Below are 16,631 nucleotides of genomic sequence, written 5' to 3'. Positions count from 1 at the left end.
CCGTCGGCACAGAAGCTATACAATTTGATGAAGTTGGCTTAGTGTCAGCGCGAGGAAAGCTTGACGCTCTTTTGTTTCTGATTGCTTAAGGTATTCAAGGGCGATTCGTGCGGCTGTGGGAGAATTTTGATAATCTTGCAACAGTGTCGTTACCGTGCGATGAAATTGAAGTTGATCTAATTGTTTATTGCTGATCATTAATAGAACCAGTGCTGATCCTAATAGGGATAATAGAGGTGGGATTACAGGCAACCACCAACCCAGTAAAAAAGCACTATGTCCCATAATGATTAGTCCCATACTCCAAAGAATCAGCATAATAGCGATGACTAAAGGAGCTTTAAACCACCAGCTTATTAATGTCCCGATCATAGCCCAGATTAAAACCCACAGCCATTCAAGGGACTCACTCCAGACTCGAAGCATCGGTCTTCCATCCATAGCCGCGCTGATCATTTGACTGACAATATTAGCATGAAGCGTAATTCCTGCCATAGGAACCGGTGAAGCGAAGAGTGTGCTACTGTAAGGGGTGAAAAAGAAATCATTAAGACTCTCGGCAGTGGTGCCAATGAGAATGATGCGGTCACTAAAACTCCCTGGCGGCACTTGATTAGATAATACCTGTTGTAAAGAAAAATTGACAAATTGCTCTTGATTTCCGCGAAAATTTAGCAAAATCTGATAACCTCCCGACTGGGCATTCACATAACCCCCATCATTTTTCTCAAAACGCTCGATTACAGCTTTTCCCAGGCGAACTCGATAGGGGTTGTCTTTGGCGGTTTCCCAAGTGACTCCTTGGGTGGTTAAATAATGTAACGCTAACTTCACCGCTAAACTCAATTCTACTTTGCCGTTTTTATCGGCTACTGACAACAAGGCACGGCGCACTTTACCATCAGAATCTAACACTTGATCGACAAAACCAATTTGCTCGCGCCCCTTCAAAACCGCAGGGGGAGCAATGGGGTTTTTGACCACTTTTTCCACGCCAAACAGGTTAGAAGTAGACTCAAACAGTTTCAGTAATTGCTCATGTCCGGGTTCAACCGGCAAATTGCGATAAAGATCTAGTCCGATGCTGCGAGGGTTTTGGCTTTTGATTTGAGCAATGGTTTGGGCTAAAACTTGGTCGGGGATAGGCCATTGACCTACCGCCGTTAAATCTGATTCATCTATGGTGACTAAAGCAATGCGCCTTTCCATCGGTTCTGGGGAACGCCAGCGAAAACACTGGTCTAATAAGTTCCATTCTAGTCCTTGTAACCATCCACCAAAACGCAACAGGAAAATGATCCCCACCACCATCAACATCACCCCAAACAGCCAGGGTTTCCCGATCCGCCGTTTTAACACTTGAGATCGGGCTTTTTGTCTGGCCTCGGCGAGGAGTCGACTGGCTTGTTCTAAGGTTTCTAGCGCGGTTTTTGTGCGCTGTTGCTCGAGTTCTTGACAGGCTACGAGAAATTGATAATCTGCTTCACTGAGGCTTTTTCCCAATGTCCAAGTTAGCACAGACTGTAAGGCGGCTCCTTGCAAGAGTTGGGATTGATCTTGACCGGAGGAAGCTAACCAACTGGCGAGCGCTACTGCATAAGGACGGATTTCGGCTAATCTCTGCTCAACCCACTGCTGGTTAAAAATGTTTGCATAGATGCGATTGTAAACCGTCAGTTGGCCCAATCGTTCTACCACTAACCCGCATAGTCGCAATTGTTGCTGATCTTGGCTCCCATTGGCGGCAATCGCCCCTTGCTCTAAGATTTGCTGATACAACCCCAAAAATTGCACGGCTCGCTGCTCATTGGTTAAAATTCTGTTGCGAATGGTTCTTAAATGTTCGGGTTCATCGGTGGATTCCCAATTAGCTATCACCTGCAATCTGATCACCTCTTCAACACCAGGGGTATTTTGCTCTGTGCTTGAATTAACCATCAGTTGACAGATTTTTTGCGTTAGAAAAGGTTGCCCTCCAGTCCATTGTAAAATCTCTTTCATCACGGCTTGAGGATAGTTCACTTTTCCTTGTAAACCCTCGACTAAAGGCTGTACTTCTGAAAAAGTAAAACCTTGAAGTTCTATGGCTCTACCAATATTAAACGGCGTGTGCATTTTATCTTTAATTAAATCTGAAGGGGTGGCTACTCCCAACAGAGCAAAGGTAATTCGTTCATAGTCAGGATTGATTTTTCGTTCTTCAAAACAGAAGCGAATCAGCGCAAAAAAATCATCTAGCGAAAAGGGTTGACTCAACACTAAATCAACTTCATCGATAAATATAACTATTTTTTCTTTAACTTCAACTAATAAGATTTCTCTAATAAATTGACTCAAACGCTGTACCGGTGAGAACAATTCCAGTCTTTCTCGCCACCAGGTTCGCCAGCTAAGCTTAATATTCAGTTCGCAACTGCTCACTAATAATTGAACAATACCGGCGTACCATTTGTCTGGAGTTACGCCTTGTATTCCTATTTCTGTCAGATCGATAAAAGCACAACAAAACCCTTCATTAGCCAGTCTTTGCATGGTTCGTACCCGCAAGCTAGATTTGCCCATCTGCCGAGAATTCAGCACATAACAAAACTCGCCGGCTTTCAGGGCTTCATAAAATACTGAATCAGCTTTCCGGGTCACATAACTAGGGGCATTCTTGGCTAGACTCCCTCCTATTTGATATTCAAAATTTAACCGATTTTCTAGCATCAATAGAACCGTTTTTTAGAGGAAACGACGAAAATAGTTTCGGGACAATTGGCAGCCAGGAATCACTCGATTTTCCGTCTCGACAGAACTAAAATTTATTTAAATGTTTCTCTAAGATTTACCGTGAATTAGTCTCTTAGATGTGCCAAATCCTAGCCAACCCCAACTCAAAAGCACCCGCAACATCATCGAAAGCCTACAATTAGCTCAACTGATTGACACTCCCCAGCCGCGCATGCGTGGGGATTCTTGGTTCACAGAAGATGCTTGCGCGAGACAGAATTACTTCTATCAAAGTAGAGGTATCTTCTCCCCCATTAGCTATAGCTAAGATAACTTTTTTCGGGAAGCTTGGTATAGAAGCTAAACCTCAACAAATTGACCAAATAGCTGCTGATGCTGCCCTTATCTATTCTATAGTCGCAGGATTAAGCCAAGCGCGTCAAGGGTTTTCCTGTCTGCCTGCTGTCGAAAACGAGATCAAAACCATTGCTCAGAGCGTTCCCACATCCCTATTACTGGTCTTGCTTTGTTTGGCTTGGCAATTGGCTTTAACTGTCAAACTGCGCCCTGTGATACAGAAATTAGAGCGGCTTTATCCTATATTGGAATTCCTATACAATAAAACTAAACTAAAAAATTATAATTATTGTAAAGGATCACTTTGACCTCTTTATCAGCCTATCTGCTCGTCTCTCACGGAAGCCGAGATAATCGTTCCCAAATTGCGCTAGAACGTTTAGCCTATCTAGTGAAACAACAACTAGATGACTTATATTCACACAGAGGGTCAATTCTGTCTAATAGACCAGAATATCAAGCCGCAATAAAGACAATAGCCACAAAAACCCGAACAATAATTAATAAATCCTCATCTCACCAGGTAGAAACGGCAACTCTTGAATTAGCTTCTTGTCCACTTCATGAGCGAATTCAACAGATGGCTAAACAAGTTCAAACCACTGGAGCAAATCAGATTAAACTTATTCCTCTATTTCTTTTTAAAGGCGTTCATGTTGAAGAAGATATTCCTGAGCAAATAGAAATGGCTAAAACTTATTTACCCCCTAGCTGCCAATTAAAATTATGTCCTTATTTGGGCAGTTACCCTCAAATAAAGCTTTTACTAGAGGAGCAGTTTGCTCAGTTATCAGCACCCGGAAGAATTTTATTATCTCATGGAAGTCGTCGCCCAGGAGCCAATCAATTGATCGAAAAACTCGCCTCTCAATTAGGAGCCAAAACCGCCTATTGGTCAATGACTCCGAGTTTAGCCGCTCAAATCGCCCATTTAGCCGAGGAGGGCTGTAAACAGATCGCCATTTTGCCTTATTTTCTCTTTAGTGGAGGCATAACCGACGCAATCGCGCAACAAGTCCGTGCCTTAGAGCCAACCTACCCCACTATCGAGCTAACTTTAGGAAAGCCGCTCGGACCCACCCCAGCACTAGCTAATTTAATCGCTATCAACAATTAACTTTTAGAGCAAAGACATTATGGGAAAAGTTTATCTTGTCGGAGCAGGACCCGGCGATCCAGGTTTAATGACCATTAAAGGAAAAACCCTATTAGAACACGCTGATGTGGTGATTTATGATGCGCTAGTGAGTCCTCCCATTTTAGGGATGATTAACCCTCAAGCTGAACAAATCAACGCCGGCAAACGCCGGGGCCGTCATTCAAAACACCAGTCAGAAACCACTCAATTGTTGATCGAAAAAGCTCAAACTCATGCTGTGGTAGTACGTCTCAAAGGCGGCGATCCCTTTGTTTTTGGACGAGGGGGAGAAGAGATGGAAGATTTAGTCAAAGCCGGTATAGCTGTGGAAGTGGTTCCGGGGATCACATCCGGCATTGCCGCACCCGCTTATGCCGGCATTCCTGTTACTCATCGCGCTTACAGTTCCTCTGTCACCTTTGTCACCGGACACGAAATGGCGGGAAAATATCGTCCACAAGTCAATTGGCAGGCCATTGCAGCCGGTTCTCAAACCATCGTCATCTACATGGGAGTCCACAATTTATCCTATATTGTGGCCCAACTGGTGCTAGGCGGACTTTCAGGTTCTACCCCCATCGCTTTGATTCGTTGGGGAACCTGTCCCGAACAAGAAGAATTAATCGGTACATTAGAGACCATTACTCAGCAAGTGGAGGAGCAAGAATTTGAAGCCCCGGCTATCGCCCTTGTCGGCCAGGTAGTAAATTTACATTGTTTATTATCGGGTTGTCGGCCCCAAATGCTTTAAAAAAACAAATCGTTTCTCTGAAGATAACAAAAGGGGGACGGTTGAATGGCATGATATTTTATGGTAACCATTTAATCTGAAGTTGTTTTGTAGACGATCATTAGCGACTATGGGCTTTGCAGATCTATCTATTGCTGACATTGCGGCAGAATACGACCTCCCCTTGGAGACAGTCTTTGATCTGTGTCAACAGTTTAAAGTCAGTTACAAAAATCAAGACACCTTACTGGCGTTAGAAGATGCCAAAGCGATTATTTCTCATATTTTGGAACAAAAAGCTTCAAGCTCTGCTAAAACGCCTAAAAGTCCTGACTAATCGGAATCTAATTCTCAATGTCTTGCAAGCGATCGATCATGGTTTTTCGTTGATGATTGTCTGAGGGGTGATTTTCCTCTCAAAGCCAAGCAACAGAGATTAAAAGGTCTAATCATGATAATTTGCCATAACTAAAACAATTTCTTTGAGGAGAACGATGGTAAAGCGATTTCTTTGGGTAGCCATAGCAACCGTATTTTTAATTTTCCAATGTCACGTTAATAGTGCAGCCGCACTAGAATTAGACAAAGACACCCTGACAATTCCCTTAAATGAACAGGGAGAAACCACCACACTCACCACTAAACAGTATGCTAATGGTCAAAAACTGTTTAATTTAGAGTGTACTCAATGTCATCTTCAAGGCAAAACTAAAACCAACAATAATGTCAGTTTGGGGTTAAGTGATTTATCTAAAGCCGAACCTCCTCGGGATAATCTGCTGGCCTTAGTGGATTACCTGAAAAATCCTACCAGCTATGACGGGGAAGATGATTATAGCGAGTTACATCCGAATGTCTCTCGTCCGGATCTTTATCCTGAACTGAAAAACTTCACTGAAGATGATGTGTTTGATGTATCTGCTTATGTGCTGATCGCTCCCAAGTTAGACACTAGATGGGGCGGCACGATTTACTTCTAAACTTTTAGCTTAAATTAAGCTAGTAATCCCTCTAAACTATCTAAAGTAGAGGGTTTTTTTCTGATTTTTTATTCCTTGAGAATTAAGAAAACTTATTTGAAATGGTTTACAATCAATCGTAAAAATTTTCAACCGTCAAATTTTCAATAACTTATGGTTCCTTTACGAGATGAAAATCCTACCGAATTAACCCCTTATATTACTATTGGTTTAATTGCGGTTAATGTCTTAGTTTTTTTTCATGAACTCAGTTTAAGCCCTCCACAACTCGAGACATTTTTTGAACTTTATGCGGTGATTCCTAAAGAATTAACAGCCAGTTTTAGCGGCTACACAATTTATCAACCGGTTCCTGAATCCTTCACCCTAATTACCTCGCAATTTCTACATGGGAGCTTTTTACATATTATCGGAAATATGCTCTTTTTATGGATTTTTGGGAATAATGTAGAAGACCAACTCGGTCATGTTAAATATTTAGTTTTTTATTTAAGTTGTGGAGTTTTAGCCGCCTTAGCACAATGGTATTTTTCGCCTTATTCTATTATTCCCTCTTTGGGAGCCAGTGGAGCGATTGCCGGAGTCATGGGAGCTTATATCTTGAAGTTTCCCCAAGCACAAGTGCTAACTTTAATTCCTTTAGGTTTTTTCTTTTGGACAGTGAGAATTCCGGCCGTTTTCTTTTTAGGATTTTGGTTTATTCAGCAAGCCTTTTATGGTTTTTCTAGTTTAAGAGTGCCGGCTAATATTGGCATGGAAAATGGCGGGATTGCCTATTGGGCCCATGCGGGAGGGTTTGTGTTTGGAGTGATTTTAGGGCCTTTATTAGGATTGCTTTCGCCAAAACCTAAAAATAGGTGGTAAAAGACTCATTAGGCCGAAATTTTAAGCGGCGGTTTGCTGTTGGCTTCCTCTTCTGGAACAGCACCTAACTCAGTTTCTAAAGCCGGAATGGCCGGGCCTTCAGGTGTGACCAAATTTTCCACACAGTTGATCACCGCGCCTAAAACAGATATTTCAGCCTCAGCCAACTGCTCAATGGCTTCACTTAAGAAACTCGAGCGAGTGATTCCAGGTCGAGTGACTAAAATAAGGCCATCGGTTAGAGGTTCGAGCAATAGGGCATCATTACATTTTGATAAGGAGGGAGTATCAATCACCACCATATCAAAACGTCCCCGAGCATCTTTGAGAAGCAATTGTAATTCACTCGACTCAATAATCGCTGCGGCTCGTTTTTGGGGGCCTGCACTGGGTAAGATATACAAGTTTTCTACCGCAGGAACTAGACTAATGGCTTCTGTGCGAGCGGCGTAGTAACGGAGGGGTTCGAGTCCGGATTCGGGATCAGGATTAACTTGTAAAATTGAGGACTTAGAGGGCGAGCGCAAATCAGCTTCCACTAATAAGGTGCGTTTGCCGGCTTGGGCTGAAGCAATAGCTAAATTATAAGCATTGGCTGTTTTCCCTTCTTCATTGATGATACTGGTAACAATAATCACTTTGGAGGAAGCAGAGCCAAAACGACGAATATTACTACGTAAGCGTTCATAAAAAGGCAGATAGGTTGAATAGTCTTCTTCGAGCAAGATCGCTTCTCTGGGTTCATCCGAGTTCAAATTTTCAATGAGGGGCAATTGCCCTAAAATAAGAACTTCGCGCTCAGTAAGAGCATCTCGAATTTCTTGAGGAGAGTAGAGTTTATCATCGATCATGGCCAATAGGAAGATCACGCCCGCACTGGCAAATACACCAATACCCGCACCGGCAAGAATAATCAAAGGCACATTTTTCTGAGGAGCTTTATAAGGTTTAATCGGGGGAACAAAAGGTTCTTGAGAAATAACCAAGCTACTTTCTGTTTCAGATTCAGCCGCTCTAGCATCGGTTAAACTATTCAAGACATTATTATAAATGGTCTTTTGAAACTCCATCGCTTGTTGGAGAGGAGTAAGCTTTAATCGCTTCTGAGGAAATTCTTTATATTTCTTTTGCAATTCCCGTTCTGTACTCATAACCGAGGCCAATTGTCTGAGTAAACCTTGTCGCTGAGTATCTAAAGCTAACAATTGATTGGCCAATTGTAGTCTGCCGGTATCTAGGTTACTTTCCTTGCGAATTTCTCCGGGTAAAGGAGCTAAAACTCCGTCTTTGCCAATTAATTCGAGAGCGCGTTGTTGCAATAGAGTTTCATTGACCTGCTTTTCTTTGAGGAGTTGAATAATGGTGGGATGTTCGGGTCGTAACTCCCTTTGTAGTCGTTCTAACTGTAACTCAGTATTAAGAAGATTAGCCCGTAAGTTAGCCAGGATCGGATCAGCACTGAAAACCGTTTGAGTATAGGCTTGCTGTGGAGTCAACCCTAACTGTTTACTGAGATTATCTATTTGCCCTTGTATTTCTTGTAGTCCCAGTTGAATTTGCCGCCGTTGTTGTTGACTATTAGTAATCGCCGTGACTAAGCTGCCATCTTCTACAGCGATTAAATCAGTTCCCTGTTGAGAAATATAATCATAATATTGTTTTTCGGCTTTGGTCAAATCTTGTTGCACTTGACCTAATCGTTTATTGAGAGCCGCAATTTTTTCCCGTAACTGAGCAGTATTTAACCAACGGCTATAGTCAATCATCTCATTCATAAAGGTTTGGAGAATCAGTTCAGCACGAGTAGCCGATTGTTCATCTGTATATTCTAGGGTAATCCCTTGTGTTGGGGATGAATTTTGAGCCTGATTCTGATTTGGAGTTGATTGATTTTGATTTTGATTCTTATTAGCCGCTTGCGCTGTGGTTTCAGGTAAAATAATTTTAAGTTTGTTATCTCGGATGTCAATAATTTGCTCATCCGTTAATTGCAATTTTTTGGCTACGCTTTCTAAAACTCTAGGAGCCATCAACACTTCTGGCGTAATTGCCCGATTTTGCTGCTGAATCGCTGCGCCGGCGGTGGTAAAAGAAGGGGGAGGGGTACGAAAGTCTAAGCGTCCATTGGCTTGATAGACAGGCTTAGGGGGTGGCGGAGGAGGTAGCATAGCAAAGACCACTGCTCCTCCCATAGAAGCAATGATCACAAAGATCCCAAGCCACTTATTTTGGTTTAACGAAATCAAAAATCGTTTAACAATAGGTGGAGCCATAAATTAAAGATTTAATTCCCAGATGTCACTATTGTAACGGCTATGTTAGGGACTATTCGTTCTAATTTTCTTACGCTTGTGTCAATTATCGATTGTTGTTAGAGCCGCCTAATTGGTTAGTAATGTCAAAAATTGAAGTAGTAAAACCGAAAACATCGCGAATGGGTTGAGTCAGAACCCGAAAACCGGCGAACACTTTTCCTAACAAAGTACGGCTAACGATAATGACATCTTGATCCCGTAAAGGAATATTTTGAGCAATATCACCGCGAACAGCTTTTCTCGGATTCAGGGTTTGTGTGATAATACCGCCTTTATCGGGGTCAAAACGCAGCAGAGACACTTCGTTGCTTCTAACCCGTAAACTATCGGTGACCGGAAACGATGCGACAATATCTAAAAAGGTGCTGCCATTGGGTAAAGTGATATTGCGAAAGGCCACACCCGAGGGTTCAATCGGCACTAATAAGCGAACGGTGATGGTGGGTTGGGTTAGGGTGGTGCGAGAAATCAGTTGTCGATCATATCCTTTTTCTTGACCGATGGATAATCGGGATATAATCACGGTATCTCCTCCCTGAAGCCGAACATCTGGCAAGCCCAATCCTTCAATTAAAGGGGTATACAAATCCACCTGTTGCTCTAAGACTGTTCCGTCGATCAAGGTTCGTCGCACGATCACTGAGCGCAAATCCGCATTAGATGTACTGCCGCCGGCTGCCAATAACACGGCAGTTAAGGGCGTATTGGGGGCTAAACTGTAATAACCCGGTTTAATCACTTCTCCAAGCACTGTCAGTTGCACCGGACGAGGCGAATCTAAAACCGCATTGACAACGGGTTCGGTTTTGAGAAAACGTTTATAGAGTTCGTAGCTGATTTTGGTTTCTAATTCATCAAGCGTCAGGCCGACTACAGGTATTCGACCGAGGATAGGTACTTGTACATTGCCTTCGGGATCAACAGAGCCTGTAAAATCAAATTCAGGAAAACCCGGAACCTTGACACTAATTCCATCACCGGTATCTAAGCGGTAGAGTTGAAACTGTTGAGATTTTTGGGGTTCATAAACCGGCGGTGAGTACCCTGATGGGGTTGTTGGCCGTTGCTGAAACAGGGGCGTAGGGGACTGAGCCGGTAAGAGTTCTATTTGTCGCGGACGTTCAGAAGAGGGCAGTCTAATGGATTTTTGAGCGACACTGGGACCGATAAAAACAAGACTGTGACAGATACTATACAATACAGCCAAACTTAATTGAATATAACGATGAGAAACTGTAGTCTTGTGATCTACTAACTTAACCATACAGTTACGCTTCTCTTATTGAAAAATTCTCCTCACACTTCTGTTAATTTTAGTTTTTATTGGCTTTGCTCTGGGTAAATTTAAAAATATTTTCTTCTAAAGCCGCCTGAAGGGTTTGGGCTATAGAAATCGCTGTTTGCTGATTGGCTTTCATATTACTTAAGGGATCGATGGGGATCGAGAAACAAACGGCTACCCAGGGGAGTCGTTGTTGGTGTAATTGGGACCATTGATCAGCCCAAAACCAACTCGAGGGTGAATAATTTCCGCCTCCTGGCCAAGCATACCATTGCACTACCGCTACAGTGGTCTTTTTCCAAGCTCGAAAGAAACGAGCCGTAATTTGGCTCTTATTTCCTGAAGCATTTTTTACTTCAAATTTCAGGCTACTGTCAGAGTCTCTTTTCCAATGTTCCAAGGCATTAAGATCGTTCCATTCTACCTCGGGTTTATTTTTGTAATAGCTTTGCGGCATTAATAATACTGTTACTGGGTTTTCCTGATCTTGAGCCATCAATTGCTGTGACCACTGGTTGCCGCCTATCAAAATTGTCTTTTGAGTGAGAGTTTTCCAGCCGGGTACACTTAATCCCTCTTGTCTAATATTTTTTAGGGGTTCAATATTAGCCACTTTAGGGATATCTGTCCAAGACCATTTTCCGCTTAAGTAGCCCGGTATTGCTCCTATTACTATAACTCCTATCAGCAATAGAATGAGTGCAAAATGAGCTATAGGTATTCGTTTTTTCAGGAAAATCACGACAGGGTTTTGAGTCCAAAATGATTGATCGCTATTCATTTATTTTATCGGTTTTGCTCTCGAATTCAAGTTTAGGTTTGGCTTCAAAATTAGGGCTAATATGAAAAAGGACAATGATCATCATTAACATAATTACGGAATAAATATCTCCGCCGCTTCCTTCGTGTAAAAAGATAAATTTATCTTCTTGTCCCGTGCCATGAAAGATGGACAGCAAACTATTACGGATGATATTAGCAATAATACTAATTCCCCCCGCCCCGATTAACATAAAAATTACTTTTTTAACATTTTTTAATGTTCCCGTCCAATGCACTAATAAGAGTGAAACATACAAGCTAGTAAACAGCATTTTTAAACCAGCACAATAAGGAGCTACCTCAACCGATTTTCCATCTACCGCTAAATAAATTCCATCTACACTAACATTAAATCCGAATTGCATGAGAATGAATCCAGCTACCCCAGCAATAAATTGTTGTAGGGGTAGGGTATAGGGAGTAATTAAATAAGGCGCAGGATTAGGAGTCGCTAACAAGACTAATAACAAAGGAAACCATAACAGCTTTAGTCCAGGTATTCCTTTCAACCAAAGACAAATTCCCGTTAACATAACCGGAAAAGACAGATTCACCCAAGTGGGATTTCCCGTCAGATAAAAGGCGGCGGCTAATCCTAATAATATTCCGCCTAGGGGATGATGATTATTTTTTAATTTCTGCCACTGATGACGTTCTATCCAAACAATAGATACTGCATAGGGCAATCCGATTAATCCATGACTAAAATATTCATGTTCAATATTGATACTTTTATTGGCCCAACCGTCATACCAATGCCAAATAATTGGCCCATAAAGAAGAACCATCAAAGCAACTATCGATAAGGGTAATAAATTTTTTTTAAATGTAAGGTTTGTTTCTCCAATATTCATAATGGGTGCTTTTTTACTTTTAGGGAACAGACAACAGACAACAGGCAACAGGGCATAGGGAACAGGAACTATATAATGATTAGCGGCTCACTGCTCCCAAGCTAACTTTTAACGGTTAATGATGAGAGCTAATTGTTCAACCACCGACTCAACTTGAGTATCTTCAATTCCAGCATACATGGGTAAAGATAAAATTTGCTCACAGAGCTTTTCCGAATTCGGGAAATCACCCGGTTGATAACCTAAATAATGATAAGCGGGTTGTAGATGACAAGGAATCGGATAATGAATGCCGGTTTGAATTCCTTTTGCTGCTAGTTTCTCCTGAATTTCTTGCCGCGTCAAGGGAGTCAAGAAAAGCCGCACCACATACAAATGATAAACATGACCGCGATCGCTTTGATTTTCGATTTTGAGGATTCCGTTTTTTTCTAAAGGCAGAAGAAGACGATCATAATATAGCGCGGCTCGATTTCGCCATTGGTTCCACGCCGTCAGATGAGTGAGTTTAACCTTTAAAATAGCAGCCTGCAAAGTATCTAGGCGGCTGTTGGTGCCGATTTCGGTGTGAAAATATTTACTAGGAGCGCCATAATTTCGCAAAGTCTTCACCTTTTTGGCAATTTCTGGGTCTTTAGTCAGGAAAATTCCCCCATTACCAAAACCCCCGAGATTTTTACTTGGGTAAAAGCTAAAGGCCGCACCAACCCCCACTGAACCGGCAGTATAACCTTCCCGAGTGGCTAAATGGGCTTGGGCAGCATCTTCAAAAATCAGTAAATTATAACTACTGGCAAAATCCAATAATTGAGAAGGAGAAACCATTTGTCCATATAAATGAACTGCGATCACCGCTTTAGTTTTAGGGGTAATAGCTTTGGCGGCGGCTTCTAAATCAATTAAAGCCGTATTTAAGTCACAATCGACTAAAACGGGGATGGCTCCGGCAGCAATCACTCCCATGACAGTGGCGATAAAAGTATTGCTAGGGACTAACACTTCATCCCCTAGACCGATGCCACAAGCTTGTAACCCTAGTGTAATGGCTGCGGTTCCTGTGCCCACTCCTACTCCATAGTCTACGCCAGAGCGGGCGGCAAAATCCGTTTCAAACTCAGCTAAAGCTTGACCTAAAATAAAATCGCCTCGTTCTATAACGGTTTCGATGGCTTGGGCAATTTCAATTTTCAAGCGTTGATTTTGCCAAGCAAGATCAACAAAAGGAACAGTTGTTAAAGTTGAAGTCATCTTGATTCTAGGGATTAGTAAAAAGTTTTCAATTAAAAAATGATCATCAACTCATCTGGGACTATTGCCTTTAGAACGCTATTTTTCTGTTAAATTATGCTCTCAATAGACCTTAACGACGAGTTTTTGGATCTAGGGCATCTCGTAGGCCATCCCCAATATAATTAATACTCAGCACCGTTAAAAAAATGGCCATGCCTGGAAATAAAGCTAAATAGGGAGCAGAAGTTAAATAATCTTTAGCTGTAAATAGCATTTGTCCCCAAGTGGGTACATCGGGAGGAAAGCCTAAGCCCAAAAAACTGAGGGTGGACTCAGTAATAATTGCATCCCCAACGGCTAAAGTAGCTGCCACAATAATTACACCAAGAACATTGGGAAAGATATGAACCCAAATTAAGCGTTTAGGGTCAGCACCGATAGCGGTTGCTGCGGCCACAAATTCCAACGAGCGTAATTTTAAAAAGTTAGCCCTGACTAATCGTGCGACAGACATCCAGTTGAGTCCACCTATGACTAAGACCACTAACACAAAGATACCCATTTCAGGGCCAAAAACTAACTTCAGAGAATCTCGAAACAAATAGACGACTAACAACAGTAAGGGTAATTGAGGTAAAGATAAAAATAAATCTGTTACTCGCATCAAGAGAATATCGATCGCGCCTCCGTAGAATCCGGCCATCGCTCCGATGACAGTGCCTAAAGATATGGCAACGCTGACGGCGGCTAAGGCTACTGTTAGGGAGATACGTCCGCCAAATAACACTCTAGCCAGTTGGTCTTGTCCTAGGTCATTTGTTCCAAAGGGATGTTGCCAACTTGGGGGTAGGCTAGATTGAGCAAAGTCTATTTTGCTGATGGAAACGGAATAAACTACAGGTCCGAGCAAAATACTAAAAATAATCAACACTAAGACGATGATTCCTAAGACCGCGAGTTTATCTCGACGAAACCGCCGCCAAGCGTCACTCCACAGGCTATTAATTTGAGGTTGGTTAATCAGGGAGGTAGTGGTAGTCATGATTACGGAGTCAAAGAGACTTTTTTTATTAGGGGAAAAGTGGAAGATTCTTATTAGCTCCTAGAAAGGGGTGCTTTGATGACTGTTGCGACCTAACATTTAGGTGGTAAATCCTTTACCATAAAAAATGAAAGCTTATTGATCTTGATTTCATTATGCAGTATCGGAGGTTTGGACGCACAGGATTACCCATGCCTGTTTTCTCTTGTGGGGGAATGCGCTATCAGTTTAGCTGGCAAGATGTGCCGGCTTGGCAAATTTCTCAGGAGAGTCAGGATAATTTAGAAGCAACGATTAAAACCGCACTCGCAGCCGGGATTAATCATATTGAGACGGCGCGGGGTTATGGAACTTCTGAGTTACAGTTAGGGCGAATTTTTCCACAATTCCCCAGAGATGAAATTATTATTCAAACGAAAGTTTCTCCGAAAGAAAATGCCGCCGATTTTCGCCGAGACGTGGAAAAGTCTTTAAAGCTTCTTAAGCTAGATTATATCGATCTGTTGGGTTTGCATGGTATTAACACCCCAGAACTGTTACATCAAAGTATCCGTCCTGGCGGCTGTTTAGACGAAGCCAGAAAGTTACAAGCCCAAGGGAAAATTCGCTTTATTGGTTTTTCTACTCATGGGGATACTAACACGATTGTTAAAACGATAGAAACTGATCAATTTGATTATGTTAATCTTCATTGGTATTACATTCTTCAAGATAATTGGGCAGCCATCGAAGCGGCTAAAAAACATGATGTCGGTGTATTTATTATTAGTCCTTCGGATAAGGGAGGGCAATTGTATAATCCTCCTGCCAAGCTGGTAGAACTTTGTAAACCTCTAAGTCCGATGGTTTTTAATGACCTATTTTGCCTGAGCCATTCTCAGGTTCATACTCTCAGTATTGGAGCGGCTAAACCAGCAGATTTTGATGAACATTTAAAGACTTTACCGCTTTTAGATCAGGCGGCTGAAGTTTTACCACCGATTTTACATCGCTTGGAACAAGAAGCTATCAATTGTTTAGGCGAGGAGTGGGTTAAAACTTGGAGGGTAGGTTTACCTACTTATCATGATACGCCAGGAAATATTAATATTATTGCGATTCTTTGGCTGAGGAATTTAGTGCTGGCTTATGATATGCTCGATTTTGCTAAAGCTCGCTATAATTTGTTAGGAAATGGGGGGCATTGGTTTCCCGGTCAAAATGCCGGCCATCTTGATCAATTAAACTTAAAAGACTGTTTAAAAAATAGTCCTCATGCTGATAAGATTCCCTATTTATTAGCGGATGCTCATCGGTTGTTAGCTGGGGAAGCACGACAGCGTTTATCTAGCAGTTAATTTTCAGCAGGGCTAGGAAGAAGAACAGACCCTCAAAAAGTGGAATAAATCCTTCAGACAATTCGACAATAACACTCAAGACTTAAGGGCTTTTTTGACTAAACTCGGAATCTGAAAAGGAGACTTAGCAACAGTAATATTGGCCTCTTTAAAAGCTGTCAATAATTGTTGCTCTGTGCGAGTAATAGGAAGAGAATAAGATAATTGAGTGGCAATAATGGTTGCCGCATCACCAAAACTCCGTTTGACTGAAGAAGAAGCCCCGGCAATATAAGCAATAACAGGTTTTTCAATACTAGAAGCAATATACTCGGCGGCGGAAAATTCTGCACTTCCATTGGCCTGTCCTAACAAAACAATGGCATCGGTTCCGTCATCTTCTTCTAAAATTTGTAACCATTGTTCAAAACTCGCCCCAATAATACCATCAGTTCCCAAACTAACGGCCATAGATTGCCCATATTTAGAAGCCGATAAAATCAAAGCAATTTCATCCGTTAAGCGGTCACTGCGGCTAATTAATCCTACCTTACCGGCACGATAACATTGAGGTTCACCAATACCCAACCAAAGTTTATCCGGAATAATAATACCTTGACTCCCTGACCCTAAAATAAAAGTATTATTAACCTGAGACTTTTTCAGTAAATCCACCATATCTAAAGGGGGTACACCCCGAGTAATAATAATAATTTGTTCTATGCCGGCTGCGATAGCTTCTAAAGCCGCATCTAACACCTGATAAGGCTCAACAAAAATCAGACTAATATCAATTTTTCCCACATTAGCAATGGCTTCTTCTACCAAATCAAAAATCGGAATATTAGCGATTTGTTGCCCGCCTGCGCCCACAGACACACCAGCTACAATATTAGTTCCAAAACTTTTCAAGCGAGGCACATAAGCCAAGGCAAAGGGGCTTGTCATTCCTTGGATCAGAACGGTAGAATTAGCTTTCCATTTCATAA

15 protein-coding genes are annotated in these 16,631 nt (G+C 42.0%); 7 read left to right on the top strand and 8 right to left on the bottom strand.

The annotated features are described in order from the left end of the window. Window positions 1-15 precede the first annotated feature (15 nt). Window positions 16-2,709, bottom strand: a complete 2,694-nt coding sequence (locus CYAN7822_RS18595) for a CHASE2 domain-containing protein (RefSeq protein WP_013323800.1) — start codon at window positions 2,707-2,709, stop codon at window positions 16-18. A 263-nt stretch (window positions 2,710-2,972) separates the two neighbouring features. On the opposite strand from CYAN7822_RS18595, the gene CYAN7822_RS18590 reads away from it, so the two are divergent. The 6 genes from CYAN7822_RS18590 (at window position 2,973) to CYAN7822_RS18565 (ending at window position 6,781) form a co-directional block, all read left to right on the top strand. Beyond that, complete coding sequence (locus tag CYAN7822_RS18590; protein ID WP_013323799.1) at window positions 2,973-3,377, top strand: hypothetical protein; 405 nt, start codon at window positions 2,973-2,975, stop codon at window positions 3,375-3,377. Further along, entirely contained in the window at window positions 3,374-4,186 is an 813-nt protein-coding gene (locus tag CYAN7822_RS18585; RefSeq protein WP_013323798.1) for a sirohydrochlorin chelatase, read from the top strand. Before CYAN7822_RS18590 ends, CYAN7822_RS18585 begins: the two co-directional genes overlap by 4 nt. Window positions 4,187-4,205: 19 nt before the next feature. Then, on the top strand, window positions 4,206-4,958 hold the full coding sequence (cobA, locus tag CYAN7822_RS18580; RefSeq protein WP_013323797.1) for a uroporphyrinogen-III C-methyltransferase: 753 nt from the start codon (window positions 4,206-4,208) through the stop codon (window positions 4,956-4,958). Window positions 4,959-5,067: 109 nt separating this feature from the next. Further along, complete coding sequence (locus CYAN7822_RS18575) at window positions 5,068-5,274, top strand: hypothetical protein (protein ID WP_013323796.1); 207 nt, start codon at window positions 5,068-5,070, stop codon at window positions 5,272-5,274. Between the two features lie 157 nt (window positions 5,275-5,431). After that, a complete protein-coding gene (gene psbV / locus CYAN7822_RS18570; protein ID WP_013323795.1) occupies window positions 5,432-5,917 on the top strand; it encodes a photosystem II cytochrome c-550 in 486 nt (161 codons plus the stop codon). A 153-nt stretch (window positions 5,918-6,070) separates the two neighbouring features. Next, a complete protein-coding gene (locus tag CYAN7822_RS18565; protein ID WP_013323794.1) occupies window positions 6,071-6,781 on the top strand; it encodes a rhomboid family intramembrane serine protease in 711 nt (236 codons plus the stop codon). Window positions 6,782-6,789: 8 nt separating this feature from the next. On the opposite strand, the gene CYAN7822_RS18560 is transcribed toward CYAN7822_RS18565, so the two are convergent. The 6 genes from CYAN7822_RS18560 to CYAN7822_RS18535 all read right to left on the bottom strand — a co-directional run bounded on the left by CYAN7822_RS18560 (window position 6,790) and on the right by CYAN7822_RS18535 (window position 14,326). Next, window positions 6,790-9,054 (bottom strand): GumC family protein, encoded by a 2,265-nt coding sequence (locus tag CYAN7822_RS18560; RefSeq protein WP_013323793.1) that lies wholly within the window; start codon window positions 9,052-9,054, stop codon window positions 6,790-6,792. 85 nt (window positions 9,055-9,139) lie between these two features. Further along, window positions 9,140-10,360, bottom strand: a complete 1,221-nt coding sequence (locus tag CYAN7822_RS18555; protein WP_013323792.1) for a polysaccharide biosynthesis/export family protein — start codon at window positions 10,358-10,360, stop codon at window positions 9,140-9,142. A gap of 49 nt (window positions 10,361-10,409) precedes the next feature. Beyond that, on the bottom strand, window positions 10,410-11,159 hold the full coding sequence (locus CYAN7822_RS18550) for a cyanoexosortase B system-associated protein (RefSeq protein ID WP_013323791.1): 750 nt from the start codon (window positions 11,157-11,159) through the stop codon (window positions 10,410-10,412). Then, window positions 11,152-12,054, bottom strand: coding sequence for a cyanoexosortase B (gene crtB / locus CYAN7822_RS18545; protein WP_013323790.1), 903 nt, complete (start codon window positions 12,052-12,054; stop codon window positions 11,152-11,154). Before crtB ends, CYAN7822_RS18550 begins: the two co-directional genes overlap by 8 nt. 108 nt (window positions 12,055-12,162) lie before the next feature. After that, window positions 12,163-13,302, bottom strand: a complete 1,140-nt coding sequence (locus tag CYAN7822_RS18540) for a DegT/DnrJ/EryC1/StrS family aminotransferase (protein WP_013323789.1) — start codon at window positions 13,300-13,302, stop codon at window positions 12,163-12,165. Window positions 13,303-13,414: 112 nt separating this feature from the next. Further along, window positions 13,415-14,326 carry an ABC transporter permease gene (locus tag CYAN7822_RS18535; RefSeq protein WP_013323788.1) on the bottom strand — a complete coding sequence of 304 codons (912 nt, stop codon included), beginning with the start codon at window positions 14,324-14,326 and terminating at the stop codon, window positions 13,415-13,417. A gap of 155 nt (window positions 14,327-14,481) precedes the next feature. On the opposite strand from CYAN7822_RS18535, the gene CYAN7822_RS18530 reads away from it, so the two are divergent. Further along, on the top strand, window positions 14,482-15,663 hold the full coding sequence (locus CYAN7822_RS18530) for an aldo/keto reductase (RefSeq protein ID WP_013323787.1): 1,182 nt from the start codon (window positions 14,482-14,484) through the stop codon (window positions 15,661-15,663). A gap of 75 nt (window positions 15,664-15,738) precedes the next feature. On the opposite strand, the gene CYAN7822_RS18525 is transcribed toward CYAN7822_RS18530, so the two are convergent. Further along, window positions 15,739-16,629, bottom strand: a complete 891-nt coding sequence (locus CYAN7822_RS18525; RefSeq protein ID WP_013323786.1) for a succinate--CoA ligase subunit alpha — start codon at window positions 16,627-16,629, stop codon at window positions 15,739-15,741. Window positions 16,630-16,631 lie beyond the last annotated feature (2 nt).

The sequence above is a fragment of the Gloeothece verrucosa PCC 7822 genome (assembly GCF_000147335.1).
Lineage (GTDB): Bacteria > Cyanobacteriota > Cyanobacteriia > Cyanobacteriales > Microcystaceae > Gloeothece > Gloeothece verrucosa.
The sequence above is the reverse complement of the archived record's forward strand: the minus strand, read 5'-3'. Positions and strand labels throughout refer to the sequence as shown.